21 protein-coding genes and 1 pseudogene are annotated in these 25,218 nt (G+C 61.3%); 7 read left to right on the forward strand and 15 right to left on the reverse strand.

The window, feature by feature from the left end; translation table 11 throughout:
* Nucleotides 1–37 precede the first annotated feature (37 nt).
* The 4 genes and pseudogenes from F2P44_RS25795 to tnpA all read right to left on the reverse strand — a co-directional run bounded on the left by F2P44_RS25795 (nucleotide 38) and on the right by tnpA (nucleotide 4,858).
* Nucleotides 38–241: a hypothetical protein gene (locus F2P44_RS25795; protein WP_167090780.1), complete on the reverse strand. Its 204-nt coding sequence runs from the start codon at nucleotides 239–241 to the stop codon at nucleotides 38–40.
* A complete protein-coding gene (locus F2P44_RS25800) occupies nucleotides 238–3,678 on the reverse strand; it encodes a patatin-like phospholipase family protein (protein ID WP_167090783.1) in 3,441 nt (1,146 codons plus the stop codon). Before F2P44_RS25800 ends, F2P44_RS25795 begins: the two co-directional genes overlap by 4 nt.
* Nucleotides 3,679–4,028: 350 nt before the next feature.
* Nucleotides 4,029–4,503 (reverse strand): annotated as a pseudogene (locus tag F2P44_RS25805) (Glu/Leu/Phe/Val family dehydrogenase); the annotation flags it as partial.
* A gap of 73 nt (nucleotides 4,504–4,576) precedes the next feature.
* Nucleotides 4,577–4,858 (reverse strand): IS66 family insertion sequence element accessory protein TnpA, encoded by a 282-nt coding sequence (gene tnpA, locus F2P44_RS35820; protein WP_229423759.1) that lies wholly within the window; start codon nucleotides 4,856–4,858, stop codon nucleotides 4,577–4,579.
* A gap of 443 nt (nucleotides 4,859–5,301) precedes the next feature.
* Here tnpA and F2P44_RS25810 point away from each other — a divergent pair, with 443 nt between their 5' ends.
* A complete protein-coding gene (locus tag F2P44_RS25810) occupies nucleotides 5,302–8,109 on the forward strand; it encodes a TonB-dependent receptor domain-containing protein (protein WP_167090788.1) in 2,808 nt (935 codons plus the stop codon).
* A 98-nt stretch (nucleotides 8,110–8,207) separates the two neighbouring features.
* Here the strand turns inward: F2P44_RS25810 and F2P44_RS25815 are convergent, their stop codons facing one another.
* The 7 genes from F2P44_RS25815 to F2P44_RS25845 form a co-directional block, all read right to left on the reverse strand.
* Entirely contained in the window at nucleotides 8,208–9,494 is a 1,287-nt protein-coding gene (locus tag F2P44_RS25815; RefSeq protein ID WP_167090791.1) for a Glu/Leu/Phe/Val family dehydrogenase, read from the reverse strand.
* Between the two features lie 38 nt (nucleotides 9,495–9,532).
* Nucleotides 9,533–10,258, reverse strand: a complete 726-nt coding sequence (locus F2P44_RS25820) for an amino acid ABC transporter ATP-binding protein (RefSeq protein ID WP_167090794.1) — start codon at nucleotides 10,256–10,258, stop codon at nucleotides 9,533–9,535.
* 23 nt (nucleotides 10,259–10,281) lie between these two features.
* Complete coding sequence (locus F2P44_RS25825) at nucleotides 10,282–10,974, reverse strand: amino acid ABC transporter permease (protein WP_167090797.1); 693 nt, start codon at nucleotides 10,972–10,974, stop codon at nucleotides 10,282–10,284.
* Between the two features lies 1 nt (nucleotide 10,975).
* Nucleotides 10,976–11,725: an amino acid ABC transporter permease gene (locus tag F2P44_RS25830; protein WP_167090800.1), complete on the reverse strand. Its 750-nt coding sequence runs from the start codon at nucleotides 11,723–11,725 to the stop codon at nucleotides 10,976–10,978.
* 30 nt (nucleotides 11,726–11,755) lie between these two features.
* Nucleotides 11,756–12,706 carry a transporter substrate-binding domain-containing protein gene (locus F2P44_RS25835; protein WP_167090803.1) on the reverse strand — a complete coding sequence of 317 codons (951 nt, stop codon included), beginning with the start codon at nucleotides 12,704–12,706 and terminating at the stop codon, nucleotides 11,756–11,758.
* Nucleotides 12,707–12,786: 80 nt separating this feature from the next.
* Nucleotides 12,787–13,779 (reverse strand): porin, encoded by a 993-nt coding sequence (locus tag F2P44_RS25840; RefSeq protein WP_167090806.1) that lies wholly within the window; start codon nucleotides 13,777–13,779, stop codon nucleotides 12,787–12,789.
* Nucleotides 13,780–13,878: 99 nt separating this feature from the next.
* Nucleotides 13,879–14,217, reverse strand: coding sequence for a LysR family transcriptional regulator (locus F2P44_RS25845; protein ID WP_187363429.1), 339 nt, complete (start codon nucleotides 14,215–14,217; stop codon nucleotides 13,879–13,881).
* A gap of 108 nt (nucleotides 14,218–14,325) precedes the next feature.
* On the opposite strand from F2P44_RS25845, the gene F2P44_RS25850 reads away from it, so the two are divergent.
* The 3 genes from F2P44_RS25850 to F2P44_RS25860 all read left to right on the forward strand — a co-directional run bounded on the left by F2P44_RS25850 (nucleotide 14,326) and on the right by F2P44_RS25860 (nucleotide 17,683).
* Complete coding sequence (locus tag F2P44_RS25850; RefSeq protein WP_167090809.1) at nucleotides 14,326–14,469, forward strand: hypothetical protein; 144 nt, start codon at nucleotides 14,326–14,328, stop codon at nucleotides 14,467–14,469.
* Nucleotides 14,470–14,535: 66 nt separating this feature from the next.
* Nucleotides 14,536–16,329, forward strand: a complete 1,794-nt coding sequence (locus F2P44_RS25855) for a sensor histidine kinase (protein WP_167090812.1) — start codon at nucleotides 14,536–14,538, stop codon at nucleotides 16,327–16,329.
* The gene (locus tag F2P44_RS25860) at nucleotides 16,322–17,683 is read left to right on the forward strand and encodes a sigma-54-dependent transcriptional regulator (RefSeq protein ID WP_167090815.1); all 1,362 of its coding nucleotides are present in this window, start codon (nucleotides 16,322–16,324) and stop codon (nucleotides 17,681–17,683) included. Before F2P44_RS25855 ends, F2P44_RS25860 begins: the two co-directional genes overlap by 8 nt.
* A gap of 48 nt (nucleotides 17,684–17,731) precedes the next feature.
* Here the strand turns inward: F2P44_RS25860 and F2P44_RS25865 are convergent, their stop codons facing one another.
* The 4 genes from F2P44_RS25865 to F2P44_RS25880 all read right to left on the reverse strand — a co-directional run bounded on the left by F2P44_RS25865 (nucleotide 17,732) and on the right by F2P44_RS25880 (nucleotide 21,677).
* Nucleotides 17,732–18,817, reverse strand: coding sequence for a type II asparaginase (locus F2P44_RS25865; protein ID WP_167090818.1), 1,086 nt, complete (start codon nucleotides 18,815–18,817; stop codon nucleotides 17,732–17,734).
* Between the two features lie 182 nt (nucleotides 18,818–18,999).
* On the reverse strand, nucleotides 19,000–19,881 hold the full coding sequence (locus F2P44_RS25870; protein WP_167090821.1) for an amino acid ABC transporter substrate-binding protein: 882 nt from the start codon (nucleotides 19,879–19,881) through the stop codon (nucleotides 19,000–19,002).
* A gap of 231 nt (nucleotides 19,882–20,112) precedes the next feature.
* Nucleotides 20,113–21,405: a HipA domain-containing protein gene (locus tag F2P44_RS25875; RefSeq protein ID WP_167090824.1), complete on the reverse strand. Its 1,293-nt coding sequence runs from the start codon at nucleotides 21,403–21,405 to the stop codon at nucleotides 20,113–20,115.
* A complete protein-coding gene (locus F2P44_RS25880) occupies nucleotides 21,402–21,677 on the reverse strand; it encodes a helix-turn-helix domain-containing protein (RefSeq protein ID WP_167090826.1) in 276 nt (91 codons plus the stop codon). The genes F2P44_RS25875 and F2P44_RS25880 overlap by 4 nt, the downstream gene beginning before the upstream one ends.
* A 471-nt stretch (nucleotides 21,678–22,148) precedes the next feature.
* Here F2P44_RS25880 and F2P44_RS25885 point away from each other — a divergent pair, with 471 nt between their 5' ends.
* Genes F2P44_RS25885 through F2P44_RS25895 form a run of 3 tightly spaced genes read left to right on the forward strand, consistent with a single transcriptional unit; the run spans nucleotide 22,149 to nucleotide 25,216 of the window.
* Nucleotides 22,149–23,003, forward strand: a complete 855-nt coding sequence (locus tag F2P44_RS25885; RefSeq protein WP_167090829.1) for a c-type cytochrome — start codon at nucleotides 22,149–22,151, stop codon at nucleotides 23,001–23,003.
* A gap of 51 nt (nucleotides 23,004–23,054) precedes the next feature.
* On the forward strand, nucleotides 23,055–24,422 hold the full coding sequence (locus F2P44_RS25890) for a cbb3-type cytochrome c oxidase subunit I (RefSeq protein WP_167090832.1): 1,368 nt from the start codon (nucleotides 23,055–23,057) through the stop codon (nucleotides 24,420–24,422).
* Complete coding sequence (locus tag F2P44_RS25895) at nucleotides 24,419–25,216, forward strand: CbbQ/NirQ/NorQ/GpvN family protein (RefSeq protein ID WP_167090835.1); 798 nt, start codon at nucleotides 24,419–24,421, stop codon at nucleotides 25,214–25,216. Before F2P44_RS25890 ends, F2P44_RS25895 begins: the two co-directional genes overlap by 4 nt.
* Nucleotides 25,217–25,218: the final 2 nt, after the last annotated feature.

The raw sequence follows: 25,218 nt of genomic DNA on the forward strand, positions 1-25,218 counted from the left end.
ATGGTGTGGGCGTTTTGATTAAGCGTTAGAAACTAAATCATGCCAGAAATGGGCGCCCACCCCCACCTTTTCGCTTGCGCTGCCAAGCAATTTTCATCCGTTCCGCTAGTTTTGCAAGAGGCTCATAGGTGACCGAGGCGTTCGACTCTTCCATGACGTACCAGGAAGATCGCACGCTGGTGATGTGGTGCGCACAAGCGGCGAGCGCGCTTCCCAGGACGACGATCAGCAGCCTTCTCATTGCCTGCCTCCGTCCCCGGCACTCACATTCGTTCTCGGATGGGCACGGTTCACACCCTCCTCGATTCCGACCAATCTTTTACCGATTTCCGCTGACTCGAGCATTTTCTTTGTGTCATCAAGCTTATTTAAGATCAAGCCCAAGTGCGGATCGGAGACGACGACCGGATCCTTTTTCAAGGCCTCTCTGAATTTAAGCAAGACGTCCAGGGTGACGATCGGTGCGGCTGCTGAGTCCTTGCCACGCGCCAGCTTCATCAATTCGATTTCGGATCGCAGTAAAGCATGCATCTCGGCGACCGTGCGCGCGCTGTCGGCATTCACGGCGCCGACCGATCTTTCCAGTTGCGCTGTGGCGGAGAGGAGTTGCGTGAATCGCTCGGTAAGCGCTGCTTGAAAGGCATCTGCGTTGAGGTCGACAGTCACGTGAACGTTGTGCTGCCCCGCTGCTCCTCCGTCAGAGCCTGGGGCCGCTGGGGCCGGGGGGAACGCCTGACCTAAGGCAACAATTGCCGCGAGGCCGAGCGCCACGACTGCCGGAATAGCGACTGAACTCAAACTCATCAACCCGGTGGCGCTCAACATGTGCAAGGCGCCACTGTTGTCGCCTGCTGCGACGGGGACCTCGCTATTGATCTCCGATGCGGCCACTTCAGCTTCGCTGGCGTCGACCGCGCCCCTCTCGGGCGCCGGCCAAGCGCCTCCTGCCCTAGCATCGCGACCGAGAATCTTGTCGCGCATAACACTGTGGTAGCCCAATTCCCGATAGCTTTCAAATCGCACCTCGTCAAAAAATTGATCGGCTGTCGGATGGTGCGGAAAGGGATTGCGCTGATTCTTTTTTGCCAGAGCCGCGTAGCGGGTGATGTCGAGCGGTTCATCGCCGCTCAGCAAGGGTTTGATGTAAATCAGGACGCCATCGGTATCGTCGCCGTCGATGTCGGAATAACGAATGGTCGCCACCGAAGAGTGCTGATGCTTGTTCAAATCGCCGCGCGACCATTTTGGCGTCGGCAAGCCATGAGGAAAGACGATCGAGATGCCCAAGTCGATACGGATCTTCCGGACGGCATTCTCCAGGTCTTCAAACTGATACTTCGGATCGCAGCCAGCGTCGACCAAGACGATATGGTGACAGCGGCGTCGCACCATTTCATACAGTCCCAAATTTTCAAAATGCCCGCCGTCCGATAAATAGACATAAGCATTTTCATCGGTCGTACTTGCCAGCGATTCTTTTACCAACGAGGCCATGCCTCCCTTCGGTTCGCTGCGATCCCAACATTTTTTGCCGGCGTTGCCCGGATTGGGAAGCCACCAGCCGAGGCGAATATTAAAGAAAGTCATGGCGAAGGCGACCAGTGCCGATGTGTGATAGCCCATGTTCGGCGTTGCCGCCGCGCCAGAGATCGTCATGGCGCGCGCCAGAGAAATGCCATCTTGTCCGGTATAGGTGCCGGAGGGCTGAAACCCGGTGCAGGCAGCGCCCGCATGTAAGGGGGAAATCGTGTAACCGGCGGCCTTGCGCTGCTGCCATTCCAGGCGGCTACTCGATGGCTTGACCAGATTGAGGGCAATGTTCACCACGTGAAAGAGCTTACGGTCTGATCGATGCCTGGCATTCATCGCGTTGAATAAGTCGCGCATATTGCGGTTGTCGTTCGGGTCAAAGCCGGTGAATGGGTTCGGGTCCCGCCGGCTGTTGGATGCTCCCAAATACGCCCTGACGAGGCGGTTTCCGTACATGTTGTGCAGGGAAAAAGTGTTTGCACCAACAAAATATGATGAAGCGAACATCAGCGCCAGCAGACAAATGAAAATGGCGGCCACACTGCCGATCGGGGCTGACCTCGTAAGGTTAGCGTATTTTTCTGCGTGCGTCTGGCCGGACGAGTCCACGCCACACGCTACCGCGAGCACAAAACTGATCGCTATAACGATCGTAACGATAAAAACGGCGGCAGAGATTTCGAAAACCCGGTCGCCCAATGTTGACACCGCACTTTTCAGCTTACGCTGTACTGCGGAACCATGCTTGCTCCAATATCCATATGCGCCTGTCGCCAAGCCGAGCAGTCCTGCTGACCCGGCTGCCTCTTTCCCCCATTTGCATTCCAGAACCAGCCACGGTCCGAGGATAACCACAGAGGTAACGATAAGCCATGCAACTATCGTCCAGAAGATGTAAGCACTGGCGCGCGCCCACCATTCTCTTTCATCTTCGCGCGTATGGGTGGGATGCGACAGGCCCACATGAAGTGTCATGCAGATCCAGAGCGCGGCCAGCAGCGCCGGAACGCCAACGATCGCATACTTGCCGGAGAAATCGAATCCTGCATCGACGGCCCCGCCGCGAAAGGCCAGGCCGCCAACGAATTGTGCGATTGTGAGCAGGAGCGTACCTGACAGGGCCCCGGCGATGGTGAGCGGAATCATGCCGGCCCAGCGATTGTCCCGACTATGCGGGTTGCTTGGCTGCAGAAGAACAGCGGTCGCTTTGCAAGCAAATAATAAGACCGCACCACAAAAGGGAAAGAAAATGGCGCGAGGAAGATATGGCATGCCACGATGCTGGCTGAGAGCAGGAACGATCCAGCTGAGTAGCACGTTTGCGATCAAAATCGGCAGGTAGCAGTGGCCGATAAAGCTATTTTTGTTCGGGGGAGTTGTGGAATAGCCTGGGAGATTCCTGAGTATGTTCAAGAACCCAAAAATGCCGATGCTGAAGCTTAGGGTGAGCAATATCCAGAACGACCAGTTGTTCGGGTTTCTCATGAAGTGGAGGAGCATTGCCAAATGCGCGCGGGGCAGCATGATCAGCGCCGCCAGCAAAGGAAGCAGCACCATCCAGTGTAAAGCCAGGTTGCGCACGAACGTCGCCACCAAGGTCACCAAATCCATCGACAATCCATGTACCGGACTCAGGTAGTTGCTGTACGCCCGTAGCCGCTTGATCTGCGCTGGCTCCGGCGCAGCTGTCCTTGCAGGCGGGAGAGGATCCGCTGCAATCCTGTTAATCACAGCGGCAGTATCCCCGCCACTGCGCTCGATCCAACTTGAAAGCCAGCTAGCAATATATCCGCCGCCGGAAACCGATGACATGTAGTGAAATTGCTGCAGCCACCCCTGCTTCGCCAGCGCCTGGATGACGCCAAGCCCAAACGTTGCACTTCGTACGCCCCCACCGGACAGGCATAACGCCGAACGCTTATCATGGACTGGCAGATCGTGGATGCATCGACGCAAATAGATTTCGCGCCGCCGATCATTGCACTCCTCATCGCTGCAACTACCTCGGTCTTGCGCCGATAAGGTGCCAGCGTCGAATGCACCGTTCCGCTGTGCTGCGGCCGGTAGTGGATGATGGAGAAACTCAAACTCGGCTTCCAGGACTTCGATTAGTCGCAATGGACGCGCGCTGGCATTTTCTTGAGTCATAAGGCCCCGCAAAAGTTGGGCAGTAATCGCAAAAAAATGCCGGCGGTGCAGTGAGCGAGCCACGCGCCGGCAATTATACTTCTAGCATGTAGACTGATTAATATACGCCAAAAATCAGCGTGCGCCGGAGGAATATGTTTTTGACACGTATTTACAACGGTCCGGTTATTTCGTTGCATAACCACTTGGCAACCGCACCTTGGTCTTGGGCGGGAACTTAGAGTCCGGGATAACGCAATAGCGTCCGGGACAGATTGCATTTTGCGGAGAAACCCATCCACGAACCACCCGTGCGCCACGGCATGCGAGATGCATGGCGCCGCCGACGTAGCCTGCCCCCGCTCAGTTCATCACGGATACAAGCCGCGCACCTCGCGCCTGCAGCACGCGCGTGCACGCCACCACGAACGCGGCCGTCCTCAGCGACACGTCCTTGTCCTGCGCCACCTGCCAGATGGCTGCGAACGCATCGCGCATGATGCGCGTCAGGCGCGCGTTGATGTCTTCCTCGCTCCAGAAAAAGCTCGAGAAGTCCTGCACCCATTCAACGTAGCTGACCGTGACACCGCCCGCGTTGGCGATCACGTCCGGCACTACCAGTACGCCGTTCTCGCGCAGGATGTCGCCGGCCTCCGGCGTGGCCGGTCCGTTGGCGCCCTCCAGGATGATGCGCGCGCGAATCTGGCCGGCGTTATCGTTGGTGATCTGCTGCTCCAGCGCGGCCGGAATCAGGATGTCGCAATCGACGTTCCAGAAGCGCTCCGGCGCAATGCGGTCCTCGCGGCCGGCAAAGCCCACCACGCTGCCCGTCTGCGCCACGTGCGCCAGGCCGTTGATGACTTGCGCATGTCGTGGTGGCCCGTCGCCAGGTACACCATGCCTTGCGGCGTGCACCACATTAGCGCAGCACCGCCGGGACAGCGCCCAGCCACTCCATGTGTGCCGGGCTGCCCAGGCGTATTGGCGTCTCCACTTCCAGCATGGCGGCGCTCCGGGTGGGATCAGGCAGCGCGATGAATGGCGACGCGGGCGCGCCGGTAGTGGCAAGGCGTTCGCGCCAGTAGTGAACGCTCGCTTCCATGACGCCGATGAAGGCGCACCAGGCGCGCATCGTTTGTCCGGATTCGGCCTGTGCCTGCAGACGCGCTGGCCAGCGTTCGTGCTTCGTTGGCTCTTGCATGTCCGTGACTCCTGAGTCGATGGAGCCCCGCTTCCGGATGCCGAAAATGAGCAATGGAAGGTGGGTAAACAGACCGTTTACTTCCTGGTTCGGAAAGTTATGTACGTTATGCGCCTGCACATGGCGAAAGACGCATAGATACAAATGGTCAAACTGGTTAGTCTACATTCACCGAAGCAATTTTCGTAACCATGGCTTCGGCATGCATCAGATATGGCGCGTTCCAGTCGGCTTAAAGCACGCAATTCGCGACGCTACTTGGCACAAGCGGACCAACGGCTTGAGATCGAAATATGCATGTTGCATAGACCTATAAGCCCGGCATGCCGTTCACCAAATACCGATGGACATAGCCGGACAAAAACACAGAAATCAACTAACCAAATGTTGGGGAGACACGCGTGAAAGAGAAATCGATTTGTGCAGCGATACGACTTCTATGTATGACAGGTCTGATCGGCGGCAGTACTGCATTTTGCCTGAGCGCTAACGCTCAGGAGGCGGGAATACAGCGAGTGGAAATCACTGGCTCGGCGATCAAACGCATCGCCAAGGAAGGGGCGCTGCCGGTTCAATTTTTGAGCGCGGCGGATATCCAAAAAACCGGCGCCAAAAGCGTTGAAGAGCTCGTTCAGTCGCTCTCATCGATGCAAGGCTTTACCACTGCATCGGAGTCCGTGAACGGCAGCGGCGGCGGCGTTCAAAATGCCTCGATCCACAGTATCGGAGCCGCTTATACGCTGGTATTGCTGAACGGTCGCCGCATGGCGTCCTACGGATCGGGCAGCGCCGTCAACCTTGCCAGCATTCCGATGAGCGCGGTCGAGCGCGTGGAAATTCTGACTGACGGTGCTTCAACCTTATACGGGTCCGATGCCATTGCCGGCGTCATCAATTTCATTCTCAAAAAAAACCAGCAGGATTTTCGCTTTGATGCTGGCGTGAATCGCCCAGGAAAAAAAGGTGGAGGAAACTCCAATTTCTCGCTATCCAAAGGGTTCGGGGACCTCGACAAGGATGGCTACAACTTCCTGGTGACGTACGCGCATGACGCTCAACGCGAACTCAAGGCGAAGGATCGTGATTTCGCAAAAACCGGACTGCGGCGCTTTACCGAAAACGGAAAGAATTATTCCACTTACCTTCTCGCGGCCAATACCGCACCGGCGTCGGCCACGTTGAGCCTCAAGGACAACACGGTGAAGATATTCTCGCCTAGCTACTATAAAACCGGCGCCTGCGCTCCTGACACCGCATTTGTTGGCACGGCAGACGACAAGTCGTGTTGGTTCGACTACGCGGGGACTGTGCAGCTGGTTCCTAAGTCTGAGCGGGACAGTATCTTCTCGTCTTTCAACATGAAGCTCAATCCTGACCTGAATATTTTTGGTGAGCTTGTACTCTCAAAATACAAGCAGACGGCGCAATATGCGCCCGCTGCTCAGCGCCTGACTCTGCCGTTGAGCGGGGCTCTGTATGCCAATGAAGTGGCGCCGTATCTTGGTAAGATTGGCGTGTCGCCAGGCGACGTGGCATCCGCTTCGATGAATATCCGGTTCACGGACGCCGGAGGCAGGGCCAGGGACTATATTACAGAAGCAAAGCATCTCGCCTTGGGCGCTTCAGGCATGAAGAATGGGTTCGATTACTCGGCATCGTTTACGCACTCCGAGAATAGTCAGGAATCAAATTTTGTAGGCGGCTTCCTGAGCAAGAATGCCTATAACGACATTGTCGCTTCCGGTAAGTTCAATCCATTCGGTCCATCGGGTAGTTCGTCTGCTGTTCTGGCGCCGGCAATTCTGCATACCAACGAAAACAAGACCGAAGTAAAACTGGACAGGATAAGCGGGACGCTCAGCCACGCCTTGTTCGACGCACCTGGTGGCACTTCCCAGTTGGCGCTCAGTGGTGACTATTCGCAGCAACGTTACGATTTCATGCCGAGTCCAATCTCGCAGGGGGCGAACGCGCAACAGCCCAATTTTACCGATACCCCTTTGGGTGACTCGGCCGATCACCTGCCTGTCGCGGCCAAGCGCAACAACTGGGGCGCTTCCGCCGAGTGGATGACGCCGCTGTTCAAGACCTTGGAAGTGACGGCTGCGGCCCGCTACGATGCGTATTCGGCCGTGAAAAACAGCATGGTCTTCGATCCATCGGACGGCAAGCTGCTGCCTCCAGCGGAACAGGGTAATTCCAACAAGAAGGCGACCTACAAGCTCGCTTTCCGCTTCACTCCCGTCGAGAATTTGCTGCTCAGGGGATCGTATGGGACGGGCTTCAAGGTGGCGAATATGGATTCGATCGCTTCGCCGACCGTTCAGTCCGGCAATACTTCCGGGGCGTATGCTTGCCCTGTCAAAGCCCCGGATCCTCGCGCGGCGTACTGTACGGGAACGACGCAGCAGTACTTGCTCACGGGCGGAAATAACCTCTCCGGGGAAAGTGGGTTGCGGCCTGAGACGTCCAAGCAATACGCAGTTGGTGTTCGATTCGATCCGGTCAAGAGCCTGTCGCTAGGTCTGGATTTGTGGTCGGTGAACATGAAGGACCAGCTCACTACCCTTCCGGAACAGTTTCCCTTCGCAGATCCGGCCAAATTCAACAATAATTTCTCCGTTGTCTATGATCAGGGTATCGGCGCCAACAAGCTGGTCACACTGCTTCCGACCTTTAACCTGGCCGCAGCCCGATACCGCGGGATCGACTGGGACAACTCGTATTCAATGAAAACCGGCGTGGGCAAGTTCGACTTCAAGTGGAACGGCACCTACATGTTGAAATCCGAGGTCGACGTGCCTGGATCTCCTACGGAAAGCAGCGTTGGCCGGTTTGATGCATACAACAACGTCACCGCGCGCATTGTTTCGCGGCTGTCGGCCAGCTGGGCCAGTCATGATACCTACACCAACACCTTGGCGGTCAATTTCCGCTCCGGTTATCACGACCAGGAGTTGACGGCAGACGACAACACCTTAAAGCTGGTCAACGATGACGGCACCTTGCCGGTCGGGTTCACCGGTCTTAAACGTGACGTTAAAGCGTTTACGACCGTTGACTGGCAAACGCGAATTGTGCTGAAACAATACGCTAACCTGGGCATTTCCCTGGGCATTCGTAATGTGTTTGATGCAGAACCACCTCTCAGTATTCGTACTGCGGGCGGCGGAAATCAAGCGGGATTCGACGCGCGCTATGCAAGTCCGTTGGGGCGTCAGTTCTACGTCACTGGCGGCGTCAGCTTCTAAAACAAAGGGAAGTGCTCCTGGAGCACTTCCCGCGTTAGTGAGGTGTTGGATCGTCACGGTTTTGGCAAGCTGAGCTTGCCAAAACCCCGCTCAGTCCATCACGGATACAGGCCGCGCACCTCGCGCGCCTGCAGCACGCGCGTGCACGCCACGACGAACGCGGCCGTCCTCAGCGACACGTCCTTGTCCTGCGCCACTTGCCAGATGGCTGCGAACGCATCGCGCATGATGCGCGTCAGGCGGGCGTTGATGTCTTCCTCGCTCCAGAAAAAGCTCGAAAAATCCTGCACCCATTCAAAGTAGCTGACCGTGACACCGCCCGCGTTGGCGATCACGTCCGGCACCACCAGCACGCCGTTCTCGCGCAGGATATCGTCGGCCTCCGGCGTGGTCGGTCCGTTGGCGCCCTCCAGGATGATGCGCGCGCGAATCTGGGCGGCATTCTCCCTGGTGATCTGCTGCTCCAGCGCGGCCGGAATCAGGATGTCGCAATCGACGTTCCAGAAGCGCTCCGGCGCAATGCTGTCCTCGGCGCCGGCAAAGCCCACCACGCTGCCCGTCTGCGCCACGTGCGCCAGCAAGGCTGCCACGTCCAGGCCGCCTTCATGCACGATCGTGCCGCCGTGGTCCTGCACCGCCACCACCAGCGCGCCGGCCTCCGAAAACAGGCGGGCGGCGATTCCGCCCACATTGCCGAAGCCCTGTACCGCGACCCGTGCGCCCTCGATCTGCATGCCGCACTTGAGGGCAGCCTCGCAGCCGGCCACGTACACCCCGCGCCCGGTGGCGTCGCGCCGTCCCAGGCTGCCGCCCAGCGAAATCGGCTTGCCGGTCACCACGCCGGTGGCCGTGCTGCCCTGGTTCATCGAGTAGGTATCCATCATCCACGCCATGGTCTGCTCGTTGGTGTTCACGTCCGGCGCGGGAATGTCCTTGTTCGGCCCGATGATGATCCCGATCTCGCTGGTATAGCGGCGCGTCATGCGCTGCAGCTCGCCCTGCGACAGCGTCCGCGGGTCGACCCGGATCCCGCCCTTGGCGCCGCCGTACGGCACATTGACGGCGGCGTTCTTGACCGTCATCCATGCCGACAGCGCCATCACTTCCGACAGCGTCACATCCTGGTGGAAGCGCACCCCGCCCTTGCCGGGGCCGCGCGACATATTGTGCTGTACCCGGTAGCCCTCGAAGTGGGCGATGCTGCCGTCGTCGCGCTCGATCGGTACGTCGACCACCAGGATGCGCTTGGGCCGCTTGAGCGTCTCGACCCAGCGCGCCAGTCCGCCCAGGTGCGGCGTGACGCGGTCGATCTGTTCGAGGTAAACGCTCCAGGGGTTGTTTTCCTTGGGGACGAGGTAGGAGGGAATGTCGTGCTGGCGTGTCATGCGGCGGCTCCGTTGTTGTAGTTTGAAGGTGGTATCTTTTAGTGGATGATCTTGGCCAGGAAATCGCGCGCGCGGTCCGAGCGCTGGGTGCCGAAGAACTCGTCCTTGGTGCAGTCCTCGATGATCTTGCCCTGGTCCATGAAGACGATGCGGTTGGCCACCCGCTTGGCGAAACCCATTTCGTGGGTGACCACCATCATCGTCATGCCCTCCTGCGCCAGGCCGACCATCACGTCAAGCACTTCGTTGATCATTTCGGGGTCGAGCGCGGAGGTGGGCTCGTCGAACAGCATCGCGATCGGATCCATCGACAAGGCCCTGGCAATGGCCACGCGCTGCTGCTGGCCGCCCGACAGCTGGCCCGGAAATTTATCCTGCTGCGCCAGCAGGCCGACCCGGTCCAGGTACTTCAAGCCCTTGGCGTTGGCCTCGTCGGCGCTGCGCCCGAGCACCTTGACCTGCCCGATGGTCAGGTTTTCCCGGATCGACAAATGCGGGAACAGCTCGAAATTCTGGAACACCATCCCGATCCGCGCGCGCAGCTTGGACAAATTGGTTTTCGGGTCGCCCACGGCCACGCCGTCCACGCTGATGCTCCCTTGCTGGAACGGCTCAAGGCCGTTGACAGTCTTGATCAGGGTCGACTTGCCCGAACCCGACGGGCCGCAGATGACCATCACATCGCCTTTGCCCACCTGCGTGGTGCACTCGGTGAGCACCTGGAACTTGCCGTACCATTTGCTGATATTGTTAAGTTCTATCATTTTTCTTCTCCAATTGGAAAGCGCTAGCGGATGATCGCCACGCGCTGCTGCAGGCGGCGCACCAGGGACGACAGCCCCAGGCCCAGCACCAGATACACCAGCGCCACGAAGCTGTACATTTCGACCAGGCGGCCGTCGCGCTGGGCGACCTTGCTGGCGGCGCCGACAAAATCGGGAATCGACAGCACGTACACCAGCGACACGTCCTGGAACAGGACGATGGTCTGCGTCAGCAGCAGGGGAATCATGTTGCGAAACGCCTGCGGCAGCACCACGTGGCGCATGGTCTGCCCGTAGGTCATGCCCAGCGCCCGCCCCGCCCAGACCTGGCCGCGCGCGATCGAGCCGATCCCGCCGCGCATGATCTCGCAGTAGTAGGCCGCCTCGAACATGATGAAAGTGATCAGCGCCGACGTGAAAGCGCCCACCTGGACCGGCTCCTTGGCGCCGATGATCCAGGCGGCGATATACGGCACCAGGAAGTAGAACCAGAAGATCACCAGCACCAGGGGGATCGAGCGCACCAGGTTGACGTAGCCGGACGCCAGCAGCGACACCGCGCGGATGCTGGACAGGCGCATCAGCGCCAGCAGCGTCCCCAGCACGATCCCGCCGGTCATGGCCAGCGCGGTCAGCTTGACCGTGAAAACCATCCCGGTCTGGAACAGATAGACCCACGAGCGTGCGATCACGTCGAAATCGAAGTCGAGCGCCATCTCAGTGTCCCCCCGCCGCGCCGCCGGCGACGATCAAGCCGGGAATTGCGACTTTTTTCTCGATCCGGTGCATGATGAATACGACCACGGCGTTGACCAGCACGTAGACCAGGGTCGCGGCGCTGAAGGCCTCGAATACCTGGAACGAAAACTCCTGGATTGCGCGCGCGCTGGCAGTCAGTTCCATCAGGCCGATGGTCAAGGCCACCGAACTGTTCTTGATGATGTTGAGGAACTCGCTGGTCAGCGGCGGCAGGATCACCCGCGCCGCCATCGGCAGCAGCACGTAGCGGTAGGTCTGCGCCAGCGTCAGGCCGAGCGCGGTGCCGGCCATTTTTTGCCCGCTCGGCAAAGCGGCGATGCCGGTCGAGACCTGGACCGCCACCCGCGCCGAGGTAAACAAGCCCAGGCACAGCACCGCCGTGACGAACGGCGCGTTGGGCAGGGCCTTGATCCAGTCGCCGGCGGCTTGCGGCAGCACGTCGGGAGCGACGAAATACCACAGGAACATCTGCACCAGCAGCGGCACGTTGCGAAACAGTTCGACATAGCCGTTGGCCAGGCGTACCAGCCATTTGTTCGGCAGGGTGCGCACGGTGCCGACCACCAGGCCGAACGCCAGCGCCATGATCCAGGCCGTCAGCGCGGTGGCCAGGGTCCACATCAAGCCTGAGAATAAGGTGTCGAGATAGGTGCCGGCACCATCGGGCGCAATCTCCCAGAAGATGCGCCAGTTCCAGTGATAGTTCATAGTATTGTTCCAGGCTGGGCTACAGAAAAATTAACGCTTTTTGGAGGCTGCTTTTTGCGCGTCCGGCACCACCGCATACGCGGCCGGGTCGGGCGAATCGGTCGGCCTGGCGAGCACGTTGATCAGCTCGGGCGGCATCGGGAAGTGCAGGTTGATGCCCTTGGGCGGAATCGGCGACAGGAACCACTTGTGGTACAGGCGATACACGTCGTCGCCCGACTTGTAATAGGCGATGAGGGCGTCGTCGACCGCCTTCTTGAAGGCCGGGTCGTCCTTGCGCAGCATGATCCCGTACGGCTCGACCGACAGCGCGTCGGCCGTGATCTGGTAGTCGTCCGGCCGCTTGGCGTTGGCGCGTTGCGACGCCAGCAGGATGTCGTCGTTGGCCTCGGCCGCGGCGCGCCCGGTCTCGACCATCAGGAACGATTCGGGATGGTCCTTGCCGACCACGATGTTCATGCCCAGGTTTTGCTCGCGGTTGAGGATCGTCATCTGCTTGAGGGTCGAGGTGCCGGCAGTGGCCACCAAGGTCTTGCCCTTCATGTCGGCCAGCGTCAGGATGTTCGACGTCTTTTTGGCCAGCAGGCGGTTGGCGACCACGAACATGGTGGGGGCGAAGGCGACCTGCTGCTGGCGCTCCAGGTTGTTGGTGGTCGAGCCGCATTCGAGGTCGATCGTTCCGTTGGCCATCAGCGGGATGCGGTTGGCCGAGGTCACCGGATTCATCGCCACCTTCAGGGAGCCCAGGCCCGGCTGCTTTTGCAGGGCGGCGACCACCTTCATGCACAGGTCGATCGAATAGCCCTGGTACTGCTGCTTGTCGTCCAGGTAGGAAAAGGGAATGGAGCCGTCGCGCACGCCCAAGGTGATGACGCCGGTTTTCTTGATCTTGGCCAGCGTGCCGGTCGGTTCCTGCGCCTGCGCGGCGCTGCCGAACAGGGTTGCACTGAGCAGTACAACGAGATATTTTGCATGATTCATGTCAGATAATTCCAAAGGAGGTGAGAAAAGCACGAAGCGATAAACCGGCCGCCGGGCGGCCGGGGAGGAACTCGGCCGGATCAGAAGGCGTGGCGGATGCCAAGGTTGGCACCGGTGTTGCCGGTGCCATCCGTGGTGGCGTTGCCGACCTTGAAGGTGGCGCCATTGCGGTTGCTGATGCGCGCATACGCCGCATACACGTCAGTGCGTTTGGACAGGGCATAGGTGTAGCCGAGCCCCCATTGGGAAGCGTCGCGGTTGGCGTGCGTGGTGTCGTCATGCCGGACATACGAGGTGGTCACCTTGTGCGGGCCGAAAGGCACGTTCACGCCGACGATCGCGTCCTGGCTGCGCGCACCGAGCAGGCCCTTGTTGCGCGCGTAGCCCAGATGCCCCTCGAGCACGCCCCAGTCGTACCTGGCGCCGAGCAGGGTATTGGCGCTGCTGTCGGTGGCCAGCGCATTTTGCTGCTGATGCCAGCCCAGCCTGACGGCCAGGGCCTTGGCCGTATACGACAGCACCGTGCTGTAGGCGCGCTTGGCGGCTGAATTGTCCGGCACTTCACCCATGCCCACCGCCAGCTCCGCCGCAAAGCCAGATAATGTCGGCGACGTGTAGCCGACCATGTTGTCGAGGCGGGCGTTGGAGGCCGTGATGTTGCCCGCCTGGCCGGCCAAACCGTCGCAGAACGGATCGACGACGTCGCGCATGGCGCGGTAGTACGGCGAATACTGGCGCCCGAAGCTGACCGAACCGGGCGTGCCGGACAGGCCCAGGTAGGCCTGGCGTCCGAACAGCAGGCCGCCCTGGGCCGCGCTGCCGGTATCGATCTTCATGCCGTTTTCCAGGACGAAGTAGGCCTTGACGCCGCCGCCCAAGTCTTCCGTGCCTTTGAAGCCCAGCCGCGAACCGGAGGCGACACCGCTGCCCAGGGTGTTGACACTGCCCTCGGCGCCGCCCGTTTCGCGCACAAAGCCGACGTCGGCCACGCCATACACGGTCACCGCCGACTGCGCCATGGCGGCCGCCGGAACCAGGCTCGATGCCATGATGGCGATAATGATCTTATTCATTTGTTTCCTCTATTGTTTATCGTTTTTATATTTGATCGGCAATACCCGTCCATTCCACGCCGTGCATGGAACAGCTGAATTGACGCGTTGGGGAGTAAGCTAAATGGCGCCGCCGGGATAATCCGGAGCGTGCCGCAGGATATGCTTGGCCTTGTGGACCTGTTGCATAATGCCGAGTGCATGGCCGCGGAATACGTGGCCTGCCGGCGTTAGCGAGGGAGGATTGCAGCTGCGGTCCACCAGCGTGGCGCCGAGCCAGGTTTCAAGCGAGCGGATGCGCCGGCTGAACGCCGGCTGGCTGGAGTGCCGCTCGCTGGCGGAACGCGAAAAGCTGCGCGTATCGGCCAGGCAAAGAAAGTCTTCGACCCATTTCATGTCCACTGTTGTCTCCCGCTTATATTTATTTTTAATGGGCCGGCGCGATTGACCGTCACCCATTGCACTGCCGATTAGTCGGCATGTGTTTCCATCCCTGCCTCCTATCCATAGCAGTTTGCATGCCAGCAATGTAAATATTGCGAGAAGCGCCGCACCGCCTTGATTGGAATGGATATTTTCAATTATCAAGAAACGCCGATCAGCAGCGCGCGTGCGGTATTCCACACAAACCCGTTTTGCGGCGTGTGGATTTGGAAACCTGAGCTGTGGGATATTGCCGAAACTAATATCCGGCAGAATTTTCTGGGGTAAGATAGACCGCAGTCGCCTCCTCTTGCCGGACCGCGCCAACCCTAACCACACGCGCCGAGGTGAGCATTGCAGGCGTTCCGACAATTTGCCGTTCCCCGCTCCGCCGGCACGTTCGCGGCATGGGCCGCGATCATCGGCCTGTGCGCCGCCGTCGTCTTCGTGTATGCGTGGAGCGAACGGCGCGGCTATGCGCAGCTGGGCGAAGTCCAGGCGCAGCAGCTCGACCTGTACGCGGCGGCCCTCGAAAGCGAACTGGGCCGGCATGAATACCTGCCCGGCATCGTCGCCCTCGATCATGACGTGCATGCCCTGCTGCGCAACCCGGGCGGCGCCGGCCTGGGCGAGCGCGCCAACAAGCGCCTGACCAGCCTGAACGCGCGCGCCGGCTCGCTCGCCATCTTCGTGCTCGACACGGCGGGCCTGGTGCGGGCGGCCAGCAACTGGTACCAGCCGGAGACCAGTGTCGGCATGGATGTGGCAGCCCTGCCGTATTTTTCCGGCGCCATGCAGGGCGGGACTGCGCGCTATTTTTCGCGCGCGGCGGCGCGCAACTCGCCCGAGTATTATTTCGCCCAGCAAGTGCTGCAAGGCGGCCTGGTGCTCGGCGTGGTGGTGGTCAAGATCAGCCTCGACCCGATCGAATCGACCTGGGTCGCGTCGGCCGCGCAGTCGCACAACGATTTTTTCATGGTGCTCGACGCCGACGGCGTGATCGTGCTCTCGTCCGCGCCCCAGTGGCGCAACCGCAAGGCCGACCTGCAGGCCATCGACCAGGGCAAGCCGGTCGTCGCCTGGCGCGCGCTGAACCCGGGCGCGCCATCGACCCGCTACGCAAGCCAGAGCCGGCCGATGGCGCGCCAGGGCTGGCGCCTGCTCACGCTCACCAATGCCGCGCCGGTCAAGCTGCAGGCCGGGCAAAACGCCGTGGTCGCTGGCCTGCTGGCCGGCTTCCTCGGTTTGCTCGCGCTGTTCGTGGCGATGCGCCGGCGCGCGATCGCGAGCCGCCTGCACGCGCGCGAAGCGCTGCAGCGCGCGCACGACGAACTGGAACGGCGGGTGGCCGACCGCACCGCCGAATTGCATGCGATGAACGGCGCACTGCTGCACGAAATCGGCGAACGCGAACACGCCGAACAGGTGCTGCGCGCTTCCCAGGACGACCTGCTACACGCCAGCAAACTCGCTCTGCTCGGCCAGATGTCGGCCGGTATCACGCACGAAATCAGCCAGCCGCTCACCGCGCTGCGCTCGCTTTCCTTCAATGCCCAGCTGCTGCTCAAGCGCGGCGACCTGGCGCGCGTGGAAAAAAACCTGCGCTCGGTCAGCGACCTGACTGAACGCATGGGCCGCCTGACCGAGCAGCTCAAATCCTTCTCGCGCAAGACGCCCCTGGCCATGGCCCCGCTCACCCTGTCCAAGGCGGTCGACAATACCTTGCAGCTGCTGGAGAACCGGATCCGCACCGAACACGCCTGCGTGCAGCTGGACCTGGCGCCCTCGGTGCGCGCCCTGTGCGACGCCAACCGGCTCGAACAAGTGCTGATCAACCTGTGCGCCAATGCGCTCGACGCCATGCTGGACGCGCCGCTCAAGCACCTGGCCATCCGCCTGTGGAGCGATGACGGACGCGCCCACATCCAGGTCAGCGACAGCGGCGCCGGCATTCCGGAAGCGGTGATGGCGCGCCTGTTCGAGCCGTTTTTCAGCACCAAGCTGCCGGGCCAGGGTCTGGGACTCGGCCTGGCCATTTCGGCCGACATCGTGCGCGAGTTCGGCGGCACCTTGCGCGCGTCGAATTGTCAAGGCGGTGCCGTCTTCGAACTGGACCTGCCACTAGTAGAGGAAACAAGTCATGTATGAAGGTTTCACCATCGTGTTCGTCGAAGACGACCTGGCCGTGCGCAGCAGCGTCACCGAAACGCTGGAGCTGGCCGGGTTCGACGTGGCGCCGTTCGAGTCGGCCGAGGACGCGCTCGGGCAACTGCGCAGCAGCTTTGCCGGCATCGTCATCAGCGACGTGCGCCTGCCTGGCATCGACGGCTTCGAACTGCTGCGCCGGGTGTGCGCCTTCGACGCCAGCATCCCGGTCATCATGGTGACCGGCCATGGCGACGTCTCGATGGCGGTCGAGGCAATGCGCTGCGGCGCCTACGATTTCATCGAGAAGCCGTTCGCGATGGAGCGCCTGGTCGAGGTGGTGTCGCGCGCCATGGAAAAACGCGCGCTGCGCCTTGAAGTGGACTCGCTGCAGCGCCAGCTGCAGGACCGGCGCGGGATCGAGGCGACCTTGCTCGGCAACTCGCCGGCGATCCGCGAACTGCGGCGCCAGATACTGAACCTGGCCGATACGCCGGCCGACGTGCTGGTGTTCGGCGAAACCGGCACCGGCAAGGAAGTGGTGGCGCGTTGCCTGCACGAGCACAGCAAACGCAGCAAGGCCAACTTCGTCGCGATCAATTGCGGCGGCCTGCCCGAAAGCCTGTTCGAGAGCGAGATCTTCGGGCATGAAGCGGGCGCGTTCACCAGCGCCAGCAAGCGCCGCGTGGGCAAGATCGAGCATGCCGACGGCGGCACCCTGCTGCTCGATGAAATTGAAAGCATGCCGATGGCGCTCCAGGTCAAGCTGCTGCGCGCGCTCCAGGAACGCAAGATCGAGCGGCTCGGCTCGAACCAGGGCGTGCCGGTCGACTTCAGGATCGTGGCCGCCACCAAGAGCGACCTGAAGGAACTGAGCGCGCAGCAAAAGTTTCGCAGCGACCTGTATTACCGGCTCAACGTCGCCGTGCTCGAACTGCCGCCGCTGCGCGAACGGCGCGAAGACATTCCTATCCTGTTCGAACATTTTTCGCTGCAGGCGGCGCTGCGCTACGGGCGCGATGCCCCGGCCCTGGCCGCACACGACATGCTCAGGCTGATGGCTGGCGACTGGCCCGGCAACGTGCGCGAACTGCGCAACGCGGCCGACCGTTTCGTGCTGGGACTGCCGGGGATGCACCTGGACGCCGCCGCTGCGGCTGCGGCCCCGACGACGCTGGCGCAGCAGATGGACATGGTCGAAAAGACGCTGGTGGAGCAGGCGCTCAAACAGCACGGTGGACGTCCGCAAGCGATCTGCGAGGCGCTCGGGATCGGCAAGAAGACCTTGTACGACAAGCTGCACCGGCACGGCATCGTCATCGACGACTTCCGGCCGGCGCCGGGCGGCGCGCTCTAGCCGCCCGGGCAGGGGGCCTGCCCTGCAGGGCAGGCTCCGAGGTGGAACTTAGTAGGTATAGAACATCCGCTGAATTTCCTTGGTGCTGGTGGTCTTGGTCAGCGCCAGCATCAGCAGGATGCGCGCCTTCTGCGCATTGAGGGTGTCGGCCACCACGAAATCGAGCTCGTCGTCATTGGCTTCGCCGTTGCGCGCCAAGATGCCCTGGCCCACGCGGCTGGCCCGCACCACGACCGCGCCCTTGGCATGCGCGGCAACCAGCGCCGGCTTGACCTTGTTGGCCAGGCTGCCGTCGCCCACGCCGGCGTGGATGATGCCCTTGGCGCCCGCGGCCATGAACGCATCGACTGCTACCGGTCCGACGTTCGCATAGCCATACACGATGTCCACTTGCGGCAGCACCTGCAGCGCGCCGATGTCGAATTCGGTCTCGCTGGTGTGCTTGCGCATTTGCTGGCGATAGAAGAATGGCTTGCTGCCCTGGATATAACCGAGCAGGCCCAGTTCCGGCGTGCGGAACGAGTCCAGGGTCGAGGTATTGACCTTGGTCACGTCGCGCGCCGACTGGATCTGGTCGTTCATCGCCACCAGCACGCCCTTGCCGACCGCCTCGGGACTGGCCGCCAGCATCACCGAATTGTACAAATTGATCGGGCCGTCGGCCGAGATCGCGGTCGATGGCCGCATCGCGCCCACCAGCACCACCGGCTTGCGGCTCTTGACCACCAGGTTCAGGAAGTACGCGGTTTCTTCCAGCGTGTCGGTGCCGTGGGTGATGACGATGCCGTCCACGTTCGATTGGGCCAGCAGCACGTTGACGCGCTTGGCCAGGGTGAGCCAGTGCTCGTTGGTCATGTTCTCGCTGGCGATCTGGAACACCTGTTCGCCGCTGACGTTGGCCACCTTGGCCAGTTCGGGCACCGCCGCGATCAGGCGCTGCACGCCGACTGTGGCGGCGGTGTAGCCGACCGTGGTAGTGCTGCTGGCGCCGGAGCCGGCGATGGTGCCGCCGGTGGCCAGGATGGTCACGTTGGCCAGCTTGGGCGTGGCAGTTTCCGCCTGCGTGGCCGAGGCCATGCAGAACCAGAGGGCAAACAGCGCGATCATCGATTGCGCGGGATTTTTGTGAAGCATGCGATCTCCTAAAGGAACGGTGGTTTTGTGTAGGCGACGCCATGGTTCATGACGCGCTTTACTGCTGCGGGACGGCGAAAAGTCTGTTCGGCGATTAGCCCTATGATAACGGGCGAAGGAAGCCTGCCTTGCAAGGCAGGCTCGTTGCGCAGGGGCGCGGTGGAGCGCGCCAATTGCCTGCTTCACCGGTAGGCGGCCGGGTCGCCCGAATCGGTGGGGGCGGCAATCGCCTTTTTCAGCGCCGGGCTCATCGGCAGCTGGAGTGGCGCGAACCACTTGCGGTAGATCTGCTGCACTTCGCCGGACTTGAACAGCGCGACGATGGCTTCGTCCACCAGTTTCTTGAATTCGGGGTCGTTCTTGCGCACCACGATCCCGTACGGCTGCACCGGCAAATCGGTGGCGACGATGGCGTAGATGCCCGGGTCCTTGGCGGCGGCGACCAGCCCGTGCAGCAGCACATCGTCCATCACGAAGGCGACCGCGCGGTCGGCCTCGACCAGCGAAAACGCTTCGGCGTGATCCCTGCCCAGAATGATGTGCAGGTCGAGCCCCTGTGCCTGGGCGGTGTCGCCCAGCGCGTTGATGGCCGTGGTGCCGGCCGTCGAGACGACGGTCGAGCCCTTGAGCGCTTGCAGCGAATCGATGCGGGCCGTCTTTTTCGCCACCAGGCTGGTGGCCGCGACGAAGGTCGTCACCGAAAACGCCACCTCCTTTTGCCGCTCGAGCGTGTTGGTGGTCGAGCCGCATTCGAGGTCGACGATGCCATTGAGCATGAACGCGCTGCGGTTGGCGGAGGTGACCGGGCGCAGCATCACTTCCAGGCCGGGCGCCTTGAGCCGGGTGCGGATGGCGTCGACGATGCGATAGCACAGTTCGATCGAATAGCCGGTCGGCCGCTGCTGCTTGTCGAGATAGGAAAACGGGATCGATTTGTCGCGAAAGCCAATGCTGATGACGCCCGTTTCCGCGATTTTCCGCAAGGTCGGCGACTCCTGCGCCGCGCCATGGGGGGCGAGCGAGAGCAGTGCGGCAAAAGCGAAGAGCAGGTGTCTGTTATTCACGTCGTTTTTTCCTTACGGCCCGGGAATCCCAGCCGTCGCATGTTGTAATATTCCCATGAACAGGTGGCAACGACAATGCTTATGCAAAATTCACATGGGAGGCGATGGTGCTCCGGGCGGCAAGAGTAACGGGAGAGTGGGGCTCGATCAGCTTGTGCAGCTTTCCCCACGGCGTAACGCTGTCGCTGTCGGCGAGGAAGCGGTGGTTGCCCACCAGGCGTGGCCGTCACTTTAATTTTTTAGCTGTTGAGTCATCGTTGCAATGGGTAGAAATCGAATGCTTCGCAGCATGTGTGCTTGAGAAGCGCGAATAGCGGCGGGAACGTCCGTGCGCGCCACGAATTGCGCTTCCAGTTCTGCCGCCGCCGCTTCAATTCCTCCGACCATTCTCGTGAATTCGCGATTGAAGCTGCCGGCCCGGATGCCAAGCTGGTTGGCAAACGACGCCACATGTTCTTTGCGCAAGTCCCGGTAGTGCATCACTTCCGCGACAGGAAACGACATCGGAATGTCGGGCCATTGCGCTTCCCCCTGGCCGAGCAACTCGGGACGCACCCATGTACTGGTGCTCAGAAGGTCATAGTGCGGCGCGAGTTCATACCCCCCGGGGCCAGCGATCAGTGAGATGTTTTTCAGGTGTGCATCACTGTTCCCTATCAGGATGTTGTAGAGAGTCCATCGAAACAGCGTCAGCCGCGCCGTCGCGGGCGTACGGCATTTGCTCAATATATCCGTCAAGGCGGTGATGCCCGACTCGGCATATTTCGCCTGGGCGGACAGGGTCAGCAGCTGCAGCGCGTCGAGCGTGTGCAATCTGTCGACCTGGTCGCCGGTTCTCGTGCGGTCGAAACGTTCGATGATGTAAATCGGCGACGGCACATACCGCAATTCCACCTGTGGAACGGAAAGACCCATTCGCTGTGCAAGCCGCGCCGAAAACCATTCATTCACAGCGCTGCAAGGATAGTGCTCGCTCAAGACATCCGGTTTCAGGATATGGGTGGAAGCGCGCGCCCCGGTCGGTTCGAAAAGCTGCCCGTCAATCATGACGATGGCAAGTTTTTGCTGGGCTCCCGCCAGCGACATCTTTTTCGGTGCCTTGGCCGAGAGCGGTTGTCGCGGCATCGCCTTGATGCGTGCTTCAAGGTCGTCGTCGGACAGCGGCAGCAGGCCTGCTTCCGGCAACGCGTTGCCTGGTGGGAGCAAGGTCAGGGCGCCTGCCGACTCCGCGCCAAAGTGCGACAGCATGGTCCAGGCATCCACCCCGACCGTGACGTCGTTCTTCATGTACGTCATCAGCTGCTGCCTGGCTTGCGCCTCCGGTAGCAGATTATCGAAGAACCACTGGACTGGACGAATGGTTCCGCCGTCTTCATGTGGAACCGTCCTCAGAGGAAGGCCAGGAGAGAGTTCATATCCATGTTTGACCCAGGCCTGATCGTATTGAAACGACCAAACCCCGGTGTTTTCCGACAGCGTTCCGACGAAGGACTTGTCGAGGTAGGCGCACAGTTCGCGCTTCATGGTCGAGCTCGCTTTCTTGTCGTCGTCTTGCCATCCAGGTCAATGGAATTCTCATCAATTGTCGACGGCATGGACAAATGCATTTCGATTCCGAGCTCTTTCATTGTCGCAAAAAGTTTCTTGAGCGCTACCGTAGAGTGGCCTTGTTCCTGCCGCCGCAACAGGGTTTGGGAAGTCTCCAATGTCTCGGCCAGGTCGGCCAGCGGGACATTCAGTGCGAGCCGGGTAGCGCGGAGAACGGCACCCATTTGCTCAAACGATTTGATTTTCATGCTGCGTCCGTAACAGTGCAATTTTGCTCTATTGTAGCACTTCGCGTTTCGGGTTTTTACTAAGAGAGTGAAATTGCAGTATTGTCCTGAAATTGACGTTTGAAGCGAGCTAAAAGAGTAAAAACGCACTTTTAAGTTAATTTTGCCATGAACATTGCCTTAACAATGCAAAAATACTCTTTTACTTTCTGAGTCAGCCTCTGCAGGAAATAGCGTGGAGCCGAAACAGACCGCACTCGCGCGTTGATCACTTTCCTGGACAAATCTGACGAACGTGTTTTCTATGCAATAGAATTCCCGTTAACCGTGCTAGTCTCGCTGCAGTTTCCAGCAAGGAGGCACTATGCAAGGATGGATCACTCCCCTTAAATTGTTTGCGTACCTGCTCATCCTGCTGATGCTCGCATCCATCGGCTATGCGGCCATCATCTCGGTGCGTTACTGGCCCGCCATCTCGGTCTAGGAGGCGCCATGAACAAACGCCAAGCCCGCCTGTTTGCCATTGGCTCCTCCGTGCTCGCCGCGCTCGCCTTCCTCGCCCTGACGCTCGACAGCCACCGCCAGTTCGGCCGCCTTACCAACGCCGACAAGATCACTGCCCAGGTCACCCGGGGCAAGGATGTGTGGCACGAAAATAACTGCATCAACTGCCACACGATCTTTGGTGAAGGGGCTTACTACGCTCCCGACCTGACCAAGATCACCAAGCTGCGCGGCAACGCTTACCTCACCGCGTACATGAAGGACCCGTCCAAGTTCTACGACGAAACGCGGCACCGGCGCCTCATGCCCAAGCAGGACATCAGCGACACCGACATTGCGGCCTTGATCGCTTTCCTCGATTGGGTCTCGAATGTCGACAACCAGGGCTGGCCGCCGCGCCCCATCCTGGTCACCGGCGCCACCTTTCCCGGCACCGACGTCGGCGCGGCGGCCCCACCCGGCGCGCCCGCCGCCACGCCACCGGCGGCGCGGCCCACCACCAGCGACGACAATCCGGCCGCGCTGGGCGAACGCCTGTTCCGCACCACCGTGCCGGCATGCACCGCCTGCCATTCCACCGCTCCCGGCGTCAATCTGGCCGGGCCGTCGCTGGCCGGCCTGGTGGGCCGCACCACGGCCCTGCTCGCCGGCGGCGGCTACCAGGGCAAGGCCAGCGATGTGGACGGGTATATCCGGGAGGCGGTGACCTCGCCCAGCGCGCACGTCGTGCCCGGTGACATGTACTCGGCCAATGGCCAGTCCTTCATGCCCGACACCTATGGCAAGAGCCTGACGCCGGAGCAGATTGCCCAACTGGTCGCCTACCTGTCCTCGCTGAAATAAGCGTCATTGCCCAGCAACGCTGGAGCCGAATCGTTTTGCGGAGCTATTGCCATGAGATATAAGTCGCAGTCTGTCGCCTATTGGTACTTCGCCGTCGCGCTGTCCCTGTTCGGACTGCAGCTGGTGTTCGGCCTGCTCTCCGCCACCAAGTACCTGGGACCCGATCCCTTGCTGTACATCCTCCCTTTCGATGTTACCAAGGTCATCCATACCAACCTGCTGATCGTCTGGGTCCTGTGCGGCTTCATGGGCGCCACCTACTGGATGGTGCCGGACGAATCGCGCACCGAGCTGCACAGCACCAAGCTGGCCTACATCCAGCTGGTGCTGTGGGTCCTGATGGGCGTCACCGCCATCGTCGGCTACCTGTTCCGCTGGGGCACCGGCAACAAGCTGCTGGAGCAGCCATTGCCGCACAAGATCGTGATCGTGATCGTCATGCTGATGTTTCTCTACAACGTCGGCATGACGATCAAGAAATCGGGACGCCTGACCACCACCGAGGGCGTGCTGCTGGGCGGGCTCGGCCTGGCCGCCGTGCTCTACCTGCCGGCCTTGCTGCACTATGAAAACTACACCGTCTCGATCTACTACCGCTGGTGGACCATCCACCTGTGGGTGGAAGGGGTATGGGAAATGATCCAGGGCGGCTTCCTGGCCTATCTCCTGATCCGCCTGTCCGGCGCCGACCGCGAGGTCATGGAGAAATGGCTGTACGTGATCGTGGGGCTGGTCTTCATTGCCGGCATCCTGGGCACGGCGCACCACTACTACTGGATCGGCGTGCCGGCCTACTGGCTGCCCATCGGCGGCGTCTTCAGCGCCCTGGAACCGGTGGCCCTGGTCGGCATGGCCATGTACGCCTACTCGACCATCAAGCGCTCCGGCGTGGCGCATCCCAACAAGCTGGCCTTGCACTGGACCGTGGGCAGCGCCGTGTTCACCCTGTTCGGCGCTGGCCTGCTGGGCCTGGCGCACACCTTCCCCTCCGTGAACAAATGGACCCACGGCACCCTGATCACGGCCATGCACGGCCACGCCGCCTTCTATGGCGCGTATGTCATGATCGTGCTGGCCATGATCAGCTATGCCATGCCGGGGCTGTCGCGGCGCCCGGAACAAGGCACCGCGATGGGCTACTGGTCGTTCTGGCTGCAGCTTGGCGGCATGTTCGGCATGACGCTCTCGTTTGCGACGGCCGGCATCGCCCAGGTTTATCTGGAACGTATCATGGGCCTGGGCTTCCTGGATGCCCAGCTCAAAATCCAGATTCACTTCGTCATGCTGCTCGCTACCGGATCCATGTTCGCGATCGGGGTGGCGCTGTTCATCATCGACTTCTTCCGCTTCGCACCGCGCCTGGGGGCGCTTGAGGAAGGCGACCCGGCGGCGCCGCTGCCAAGGGCGCAGCCGGCGTGAGCAAGGACGATCCCGCGCCAGCGGCGCCCTATTACCTGGAAAACGCGGGCGAGGTGGCCTTGTTCGAGCAGTGCCACCGGCGCCAGCTGGCGGTCATGCTCAAGGGGCCGACCGGCTGCGGCAAGACGCGCTTTGTCGAATACATGGCCTGGCGCCTGCAGCGCCCGCTAATCACCATTTCCTGTCACGACGACCTCAGCACATCCGACCTGGTGGGACGCTTCCTGATCGGCGCCAGCGGCACCGCATGGCACGATGGCCCGCTGACCCGCGCCGTACGCGACGGCGCCATCTGCTACCTGGACGAAGTGGTCGAGGCGCGCCAGGACACGGTGGTGGTGCTGCATCCCCTGAGCGACCACCGGCGCATGCTGCCGATCGACAAGACCGGCGAAAGCGTGATGGCGGCGCCCGGCTTCCAGCTGGTGGTGTCCTACAACCCCGGCTACCAGCGCATGCTCAAGGACATGAAGCCGTCCACGCGGCAGCGCTTCGTCGCCTTCGATTTCGACTTCCCGCCGCCCGCGCGCGAGGCCGCCATCGTGGCGCACGAGGGGCAGGTCGACGCCAGCCTTGCCATCGCCCTCGTCACGCTCGGCACCCGCTTGCGCCAGCTGCGCGACCGCGGCCTGGCCGAAGTGCCCAGCACGCGCCTCTTGATCGCCGCCGCGCGCCTGATCGGCGGCGGCATCCCGGTGGCCGAGGCCTGCTGCGCGGCCATCGTCGCCCCCCTGTCCGACGAGCCGGCCCTGGTGGGCGCCATGCGCGACCTAGTCGGCGCCAGTTTCGTCTAGCC

The sequence above is a fragment of the Massilia frigida genome (assembly GCF_011682175.1).
In the GTDB taxonomy this organism is placed as follows: Bacteria; Pseudomonadota; Gammaproteobacteria; order Burkholderiales; family Burkholderiaceae_D; genus Telluria_A; species Telluria_A frigida.